Origin of the sequence: Streptomyces sp., assembly GCF_031178505.1 — a bacterium.
Taxonomy (GTDB): domain Bacteria; phylum Actinomycetota; class Actinomycetes; order Streptomycetales; family Streptomycetaceae; genus Streptomyces; species Streptomyces gulbargensis.
Genome location: NZ_JAPSIW010000231.1, coordinates 1 through 8,995 on the forward strand (window position 1 = coordinate 1; position 8,995 = coordinate 8,995).

The 8,995-nt window shown below is 69.5% G+C and carries 8 protein-coding genes; 1 reads left to right on the top strand and 7 read right to left on the bottom strand.

Annotation, left to right across the window (positions count from 1 at the left end):
- Positions 1–181: hypothetical protein (locus RIF68_RS17100; protein WP_309052133.1), on the top strand; the 181-nt coding region annotated here is incomplete at its 5' end.
- Here RIF68_RS17100 and RIF68_RS17105 read toward each other — a convergent pair.
- The 7 genes from RIF68_RS17105 to RIF68_RS17135 all read right to left on the bottom strand — a co-directional run.
- The gene (locus tag RIF68_RS17105; RefSeq protein ID WP_309052134.1) at positions 178–2,538 is read right to left on the bottom strand and encodes a hypothetical protein; all 2,361 of its coding nucleotides are present in this window, start codon (positions 2,536–2,538) and stop codon (positions 178–180) included. The genes RIF68_RS17100 and RIF68_RS17105 overlap by 4 nt on opposite strands.
- A gap of 115 nt (positions 2,539–2,653) precedes the next feature.
- Positions 2,654–3,184: a hypothetical protein gene (locus tag RIF68_RS17110; RefSeq protein WP_309052135.1), complete on the bottom strand. Its 531-nt coding sequence runs from the start codon at positions 3,182–3,184 to the stop codon at positions 2,654–2,656.
- 331 nt (positions 3,185–3,515) lie between these two features.
- Positions 3,516–3,854 (bottom strand): hypothetical protein, encoded by a 339-nt coding sequence (locus tag RIF68_RS17115; protein ID WP_309052136.1) that lies wholly within the window; start codon positions 3,852–3,854, stop codon positions 3,516–3,518.
- Positions 3,855–3,946: 92 nt separating this feature from the next.
- Positions 3,947–5,254 (bottom strand): M18 family aminopeptidase, encoded by a 1,308-nt coding sequence (locus RIF68_RS17120; protein WP_309052137.1) that lies wholly within the window; start codon positions 5,252–5,254, stop codon positions 3,947–3,949.
- A gap of 197 nt (positions 5,255–5,451) precedes the next feature.
- Positions 5,452–7,281, bottom strand: a complete 1,830-nt coding sequence (locus RIF68_RS17125) for an acyl-CoA dehydrogenase (protein WP_309052138.1) — start codon at positions 7,279–7,281, stop codon at positions 5,452–5,454.
- A gap of 210 nt (positions 7,282–7,491) precedes the next feature.
- Entirely contained in the window at positions 7,492–8,028 is a 537-nt protein-coding gene (locus RIF68_RS17130; protein WP_309052139.1) for a hypothetical protein, read from the bottom strand.
- On the bottom strand, positions 8,021–8,995 hold a 975-nt coding region (locus tag RIF68_RS17135; RefSeq protein WP_309052140.1), incomplete at its 5' end, for an alpha/beta hydrolase. The genes RIF68_RS17135 and RIF68_RS17130, both read right to left, overlap by 8 nt.

Genomic DNA, 8,995 nt, shown 5'->3' on the forward strand with positions numbered 1-8,995 from the left:
CCCGGAGGTGACGGAGGGCGTGCTGCACGTCTCCGCGATGGCGGCCTCGTGCGACGACGACCCCGCCAACGAGTACCCGGCCTGCCACGTCCACCAGCAGGACTGGGGCGTCCCGGTGAGGATCACCGACGGCGGGGCCTCCCGGCTGCCGCTGATCCTCGCGGGCATGGACGCGTCCTAGCCGAGCGCGTCGGCGTCGGCGTTGAGCTCGCCGTAAGGGTCGTCCTCGTCGTCTTTGCCGATCCCGCCGGATGCCGTCCTGCGGCGCAGATTCTCGACGTCCGCCTGGATGCCCACGAGCAGCTCGACCAGCTCGTCGAGCGTCCCGGACGGCACGGGCGGCGTGTGGACACCGACCTCCGCCTCCAGCGGGAGGATCCGGTCCAGGACGTCCCTGGTGGCCTGCACGTGGTGCCTCAGGTGCCTGGTGAGCTCCGCCGCGCGCTGGCTGGGGGGCAGGGAGGGCGAGGAGTCCCGGGGTCCGGGCACCACATGGGGCAGCTCGCCGGGCACCTCCCCGGTGAGGGGGACGGCGGGGTCGGTGACGGTTCCGCCCGCCTCCCCGCTGTCCGTCGCCGCCTCCCCCGGGGTTGCGGTGCCGTCTTCGGTGCTCGGGGCGGCTGCCGCGGCCGTCCGGGAGGCTTCCTCGGCTTCCGCGAGGCTCCTCGCCCGGTCCGGGTCGGACGCCGCGACGACGTCCCACTCGTAGAGCATGACGGGCACACCGTCCGCGGTCCGCGCGATCCCGTCCTCCGCCGCCAGGTCCACCTTGAAGTACACGTACGGCTTGTCGGTCTCAGCGGGGTTCTTGCCGGTGAGGCTCTGCTTGGCGACCGCGTTCAGCGGAAGGTCGTCGCCCCGGAAGGTGTTGGCCGCCATCGCCAGGAGGCGGAGCCCCAGCTCGTTGCCCTGGCGCGACAGTCCCTCGATCACCTTGTGGGTGTCGAGGCGGAACGGGACGCCTCCCTTCTCCTTCGGGGCGTTGAGGGAGGAACCGACGTTCCGGGTGAGGAGCTTGTCCGCGATCAGCGCCACGCCGCCGGCGACTGCGAGGGTGCAGCGGGCGTCGATGTCGCCGCTCATCGCCGGCTCCACCAGGGTCGTGAAGTCGTCCGTGACCTTGGGGCTCCACCCCCCGACGACCGCGGGCGTCAGCACGCCGCCGTTGCTCCAGGCGTTCCGCGCGGTGGGGGTGACCAGCCGCTTCCGGGTCCGCCACGGCAGGTCGATCACCGGGCCCAGCAGCCCGGCGAAGCCCTTCACCTGCATCCGCTGGTCGCCCTTGAGGACCTTGGCCTGCTCCTTCAGCGCCTGGAACAGCTCGGGCTTGGTGAGGGCACTCAGGAGGTAGACGGCGCGCCAGAGGGCGGTGGCCGGCGGGGTGTCCTCGCCGCCCACCACGCGCGGGAGGTCCGTCACGGGGATGCGGCCGACGGCGAGGCCGTAGACCTCCTGAAGTTCGGCGGTGCTCCAGCGGGGGTCGCCGCTCTGGACGATCCGCTTGAGCGCGCGGGTGATCACCTCCACGTTCTGAGCGGCGGTCTCCCACTGCTTGAACTCGACGTGGATGGAGGCGAGTACGGAGCGGATGGCGTCGTCGAAGAGGTCATCCGCCGAGAGCAGCCGCTTGGTGTGCGCGTCGATCCCGACGGCGATCTGGGCCGGTACGGTGAACGACTGGAAGATCTGGGCGGCGCGGGCCGCGGGCACCTGCTTGTGGATCTCCTCGGCGAACTCCGCGCGGAGCTCCTCCCGCCCCTTCCGCCGGGACGCGGCCAGCCGCTGTTCCAGACCGGGACCCTTGCCGCGCTCCGACGCGGCGGTGGCCCCACCGAGCAGCGCCTGCCGGGCCAGATCCGCGGCCGCGGCGGCATCCGACCGGGGACCGGCGAGCACGGACCACGCACTGGCCAGCCGTGTGATGCCGTCCCGTACGACGAGGGCGTGGATCGGTTCCGTGCCGTCCTCGAAGGTGATCCGTACGGGGTGGGTGATCAGGTTGCGGGTGACCGACCGGGTCACGATCGAGGTGGCGTAGCTGTTCTTCGCCAGCGTGCCGTAGATGGTCTGCCATACGTGGTTCGACAGGTGGTCGAGGTCGGCGTAGTGGTACTCGACGCCGGCGCTCGGCAGGCCGTCCTGGGTGATGCCCTGCACCTGGGGATCGGGGACCTCCAGGACCTCCATGCCGGTGCGGGGCTGGATGCCGGGGAAGAGTTCGCTCATCAGGACGCGGGTCACCGCGGAGTAGAGCGTGGCGCCCTCGACGTTCTCGACCATGAGGACGCCCTGGAGGTCCTGGCCCGTCGGCCGCAGCTGTACGGCGAGGGCGCCCGGCTGGGTGACGGCGGTTGCTATGGCGGTCAAAGCCCCCTCCGGCATGCGGATGCCCGGGTTCTGACGTGCGGCCTCGATGACGGTCTGCTGCTGCTCGTCGGTGGGCTCGGCGGGCAGTGTGCGGGCGATGTTGGAGACCTGGATCGTCTCAGCGCCCCATTCGATGTCGAGGGTGAGCGGCTGGCCGGATTCTGTGCTCAAGAGACAACCTCCGTAGCGAGAAAAGGAGTTGGTGGAGAAGGTGCACGCGCCCGGGTGGAACGGCCCCGGACGCGCCAAGGGGGCGGCGAGTCACGAGGACTCGCCGCCCCGGGGGTCACGGCGTGAAGGGACTGGGGTTCTTGCCGCCGGGCGGCGGCCCCGGGAGGTCCGGAGGGAGGGGGCCGTCGCCCGGACGGGCGAGGAAGCGGTGGTTCAGGGTGGTGAGGAGGCGCGCGACCTCCAGGGGGCGCCGCGCTTCCGCCTCGGGGAAGGGGAGATCCGCGAGCGGGGGGCAGTCGACCGACAGCGGGGCGGGCGGCCCGCTGGAGGTGAGGTGGTACCAGGCCGGCCCCCGCGGTGTCTGGATGAGAGCAAGCGCCGCCCTCTGCTCGGAGGTAAACCTGCTGGTCAGCCATGTCAACGCGTAGTTGACGCCCTGCTCGGGGTGTGCCTTCATCGCCCGGAGGGTGGTGACGTCCAGAGGGCATATGCCGGTGGCGAGACGGAACAGGGCGCGACGGCGGGCCAGGGTGTTCGCGCGCCAACTGTTCAGCAGGGGCCCGCGAAGGGTCTTCTTCTGCTGGACCAGCTCGTCATTGAACGCGTTCAGGCTGTCCGGACGGGTCGTCAGGAGAGAGATTGTCATCCCGCTTCGATCGTGCGAGAGCCCGGCGTAGGCGAGTGTTAAAGGTCCGGGAGGCTCGTCCGGCTGACCCGTGGCGCTCATGGGTTGCTCCTTGCTTCGTCGCATGACTATGGCTCGTACCAACTCGGCCGCGTCCGGCTGGCGTTGGGGAGAACGTAGCGGATGCTTGAGCGGCTGCGCATAGGTATTGCGGAACCGGCGACAGCGGGACGGCCGCGGCGCGAGGAGGTCTTCCTTGCGTCACGGCCGTCTTTGCCCTGATGGGAGGCGTGTGTCTGTGTCAACTGATCCTGACGTCTAGTCGATCAGTGCGACAATCGGCGTAGGAGATTCACAGAAGGTGGCGTTTTGCGTTCGGGTTCTGCTCGAAAACCTGAGGAACGGGGTTCATGCCCAGCTTGTCCAGCTGTGCGACAGCGGCACTGACGTTGGTGATCTCGCCGAGAACGCTGTCCTTCTGAATGACCCACACGTATGCGGTCTCCGACGTAGGGAGAGTGCGGGGGATGGTGGTGAGCCCGAGTCGGTCGAGCTCCTCGGAGATCTGGGCGCACAGATCGGCGCTCAGCCGGGCGCGGTCCTTCGCCGCGCGTTGCTTCAGAAAGCCCATGCCGACGCGCTTGATGCCGTGGTCGACTTCCACGGCATGACGAATAAGAGTGAGGTCCACAACTAAGCAATCTACTCAGTTAATTATCGAGTAGCAAGGGACGGGCCCTGCTCCGTTGGTCGGAGCGGGCCCGGAGCCGGTGAAGGCGCAGGTCAGCCCTCCAGGAAGGCGACGAGCGCGTTGGCGAGGAGGTAGGGGTCCTCGGCGCCGCAGAGTTCGCGGGCGCTGTGCATGGAGAGGATGGCGACGCCGATGTCGACGGTGGTGATGCCGTGGCGGGCGGCGGTGATCGGGCCGATGGTGGTGCCGCAGGGCATGTCGTTGTTGGAGACGAACGACTGCCAGGGGACGCCGGCCTTCTCGCAGGCGGCGGCGAAGACGGCGCGGCCGCTGCCGTCGGTGGCGTAGCGCTGGTTGACGTTGACCTTGAGGATCGGGCCGCCGTTGACGCGCGGGTGGTGCGTCGGGTCGTGGCGCTCCGCGTAGTTGGGGTGGACGGCGTGGCCGGTGTCGGAGGAGAGGCAGATCGTGCCGGCGAAGGCGCGGGCGCGGTCCTCGTACTGGCCGCCGCGGGCGTAGACGGAGCGTTCGAGGACGGTGCCGAGGAGGGGGCCCTGGGCGCCGGTGTCGGCCTCGGAACCGTTCTCCTCGTGGTCGAAGGCGGCGAGGACCGGGATGTACGGGAGGTCGTCGCGTCCGGCGAGGGAGGCGAGCGCGGCGGCGGCGGCGTGGACGGAGAGCAGGTTGTCCATGCGCGGGCCGGCGAGGAGTTCGCGGTCGCGGCCGAGATAGGCGGGGGCTTCGAGCGCGTGGACCATGAGGTCCCAGCCGGTGACGTCCTCGGCGTCGAGGCCGGCGTCGGCGGCGACGTGCGCGACGAGGTCGCCCTCGTGGACGTCGCCGAGGCCCCAGATGGGCTGCATGTGCCGCTGCCGGTCCAGCTTGAGGCCGTCGTTGGCGCCGCGGTCGAGGTGGATGGCGAGCTGCGGGACGCGCAGAAGCGGGGTGTCGATGTTCACGAGGTGGTGGCTGCCGTCGCGGAGCGTGAGGCGGCCGGCGAGCCCGAGGTCGCGGTCGAGCCAGGTGTTGAGGAGGGTGCCGCCGTAGATCTCGACGGCGACCTGGCGCCAGCCGTGGGCGCCGAGGTCGGGCTGGGGCTTGACGCGCAGGTTGGGGGAGTCGGTGTGGGCGCCGACGATCCGGTACGGGGTGTGCGGGGCGGCGCCCTCGGGCACGTACCAGGCGATGATCGCGCCGCCGCGGGTCACGTACTTCCCCCCGCTCGTCCCGTCCCAGGCCTCGGTCTCCTCGACCCTGCGGAATCCGGCCTTCTCCAGCCGTTCGGCGGTGTTCGCGACCGCGTGGTACGGCGACGGGGAGGCCGCGAGGAAGGACATGAGGTCATCGGTGTGGCCGCGGTCGAAGGGGCCGGCCGCCGGGCGGGAAGCTGCGCTGCTCATGGGTTCACCTTACGATCCCGACCTGCGGACACCGGCCCCCCGGGGACGGGAACGGCGGTGCCCGGCAGGCCTCGTGGGGGTCTTCCGCGGGTGGGCCGCCGCGGGCGCCGGGGGGCGGTGCGGGGCGCCCCGGGAAAGCGGAACGGCCCGCCCCCCTCCCCGGGGACGAGCCGTTCCTGTATGGACGAGAGGCGTTGCTAGAACGCGGACTCGTCCAGGTCCATGAGGGAGCCGTCGACGGCCTCGGCGAGGGCGCGCTCGGTGGAGACGCCGGGCAGGACGTTGGCGGCGAAGAACTTCGCGGCGGCGATCTTGCCCTGGTAGAAGGCGACGTCCTTGCCGGAGGCGCCGTTGGCGAGCTTCTCGGCGGCGACGGCGGCACCGCGCAGCAGCAGGTATCCGACGACGACGTCACCGGAGGCCATGAGCAGGCGGGTGGTGTTGAGGCCGACCTTGTAGATGTTCTTGACGTCCTCGCCGGTGGCGGTGAGGTCGGTCAGCATGGCGCCGACGATGCCTTCGAGGTCGACGGCGGCCTTGGCGAGGGCGTCGCGGGCGCCGGCGAGCTCGTCGCCGCCGGTGCCGACGGCGAGGAACTTCTTGATCTCCTCGGCCAGCGCGTTCAGGGAGGCGCCCTGGTCGCGGACGATCTTGCGGAAGAAGAAGTCCTGGCCCTGGATGGCCGTGGTGCCCTCGTACAGGGTGTCGATCTTCGCGTCGCGGATGTACTGCTCGATCGGGTACTCCTGCAGGAAGCCGGAGCCGCCGAACGTCTGGAGCGACTGCGCGAGCTGCTCGTAGCCCTTCTCGGAGCCGTAGCCCTTGACGATCGGGAGGAGCAGGTCGTTGAGGCCGTGCAGCGCCTTGGTGTCCTCGCCGGCGGCTTCCTTGATCGCGATCTCGTCCTGGATCGTGGCCGTGTAGAGGACGAGGGAGCGCATGCCCTCGGCGTACGCCTTCTGCGTCATCAGCGAGCGGCGCACGTCGGGGTGGTGCGTGATGGTGACCTTGGGGGCGGTCTTGTCCATGAAGTTCGCCAGGTCGGTGCCCTGGACGCGCTCCTTGGCGTACTCCAGGGCGTTGAGGTAGCCCGTGGAGAGGGTGGAGATCGCCTTCGTGCCGACCATCATGCGGGCGAACTCGATGATGAGGAACATCTGGCGGATGCCGTCGTGCTTGTCGCCGATGAGCCAGCCCTTGGCGGGGTGCTTGTCGCCGAAGGTCATCTCGCACGTGTTGGAGGCCTTGAGGCCCATCTTGTGCTCGACGTTGGTGGCGTAGACGCCGTTGCGGGCGCCGAGCTCGCCGGTCTCCCAGTCGAACTCGTACTTCGGGACGAGGAAGAGGGAGAGGCCCTTGGTGCCGGGGCCGGCGCCCTCGGGGCGGGCGAGGACGTAGTGGAGGATGTTCTCCTCCATGTCGTGCTCACCGGAGGTGATGAAGCGCTTGACGCCCTCGATGTGCCAGGAGCCGTCCTCCTGCTGGACGGCCTTGGTGCGGCCGGCGCCGACGTCCGAGCCCGCGTCGGGCTCGGTGAGGACCATGGTGGAGCCCCAGCGGCGCTCGACGGCGATCTTGGCGACCTTCTTCTGCGCCTCGTTGCCCTCGGTGTAGAGGATGCCGGCGAAGGCCGGGCCGGAGGAGTACATCCAGACGGCCGGGTTCGCGCCGAGCAGCAGCTCCGCGTAGGCCCAGATCAGGGAGCGCGGGGAGACGGTGCCGCCGATCTCCTCGGGGATGCCCAGGCGCCAGTACTCGGACTCCATGAAGGCGTTGTACGACTTCTTGAAGGAGGCCGGGACGGGGGCGGTGTTGGTCTCCGGGTCGAAGACCGGCGGGTTGCGGTCGGCGTCGGCGAAGGACTCCGCGAGCTCGTTCTCGGCCAGGCGGCGGATCTCGTCGAGGATGCTCTTGGCGGTCTCGACGTCCATCTCCTCGAACGGACCGGTGCCGTACACCTTGTCGCGGCCGAGGACCTCGAAGAGGTTGAACTCGATGTCGCGGAGATTCGACTTGTAGTGCCCCATGGCGACGGCTCCGTAAGGCTCGGGGAGGTGGATGTCTCGCGTGCGCGTTCTCGTGACACGGCGTACTACCGGTGAGTAGCCCACGTTCTCTACGATGATGCTACCCACCGGTAATAAGGGCAACCCCTGATCCGGACATGTGATGCGGGACGCACGCGAAGGGCCCGGGACGGCGCGTCCCGGGCCCTTCGCGTGCGGCCGCGGAGCGGCTCAGTAGTGCTTGACCTTCTGGCCCTCCGGGACCTCGTAGCAGCCGGAGATCACGTCAATGATCAGCGAGGGCGGGTTGGTGTCCCCGCCGCTGTTCTTTCGCCAGAAGCTGATGTGGACACCGAACTTCCGCTCGTCGTGGTCGGCGGTGAGCTCGAGGTTCTTGGAGGGGCTGGAGTCGGGACCGTACTTCACGATCTTCCAGCCCCGCTTGGGGAGCTCCGTCTTCAGCCGCTCCATGGCCCCGGCCAGCTCCTCGTCGGAACCGGCCGTGAGGCTCCAGGGGTGCTTCATCGCGTAGAACCGCTCGGTGTCCTTGCCCTCGCACGACATGACCCCCGCGCCGCCCTTGGACGGGGTGCCCTTGACCCCGATCAGGTCGTAGATCTCGCTCGACACCCTCTTGGTCTCTGTGTTGACCTCCTCCTGGTCGCGGACGCCGACCACCTTCGTTCCGTTGGACTCGTCCATGCTGCATCCCGTGAGTGTGAGAAGTGCCGCCGCCACCGCCAGGGCGCCGGCTCGGGGCCTATTCATCGTGCTTCACCTTGCCGTATTGACCGGCCACAACCGCTGCCTGATTGTTCAGGCTCTCGCTGTCCCGCTTCCAGTAGTCGCTGTGGCCCTCGGTGTCCGTGGACATCTGGTTGGCTCCGAACACCTCGTCGCTGGGGATGAGGAAGACGCCGCCGCCGAGCCGCCACTGGCTGCCGCCGTGACCCCACCGGCCGATGTCCGGTACGGCGTCGCCGTCCGCCTCCTGGTTCCACACGTGCCCCTTCGGCACGTCCAGCTCCTCCGCCGAGCCCACCAGGACGCCCGGGCTGCCGGCCACGATCATGTCGTCGGCGCGCAGATGCCCGTCACGGGCCGCGGCGCCGAGAAGGGTCGTGCCGTACGAGTGGCCGATGGCGGTCGTATGGCTCTTGTCGGGGCCGCCCTGGGCGACCTCAAGGCCCTCCATGAACTTGTTGTAGGCCGGCGCCCCGTCGGTCGCGTAGTGCTCGAAGGGGGCGTCCTTCACGATGTCCTGCGGGGCGTCGTACCCCAGCCAGGTGATCGTCGAGACGGAGTCGTCGCCGGGCAGGCGGTCCGTGGAGCGCCAGAGGTCGACCATGCGGTCGATGTTCCCGCCGATGCTGCCGAGGTTCGAGGTCGTGCCGGGCACGTACACCGCCGTGTGCTTGGCGGTGTCCGGATTGCCGTTGGCGATGATCGCCCTGCCGTTGCCCTCCGAGGAGAAACCCAGCAGATAGGCCTCGGGCAGCCCCTCCTTGCCCGTCTGCGCGAAGCGCGCCTCGATGGCGTTCATGCCCTTCAGTGAACTGTCGAGGTGGGCGTAGCGGTCGCCGTACTGCTTGTCCCACTGCAGGAAGGCCGGGTTCTTGATGACCGCCGGGTACTGCCCACTGGGATTCTGGATGTACTCCTGCGGCGGCTTCGGAATGGCGTTGAAGTCCAGCTGGGCCTGCGCCCGGGTCTCCGCCAGCACCATGCGGTTGGC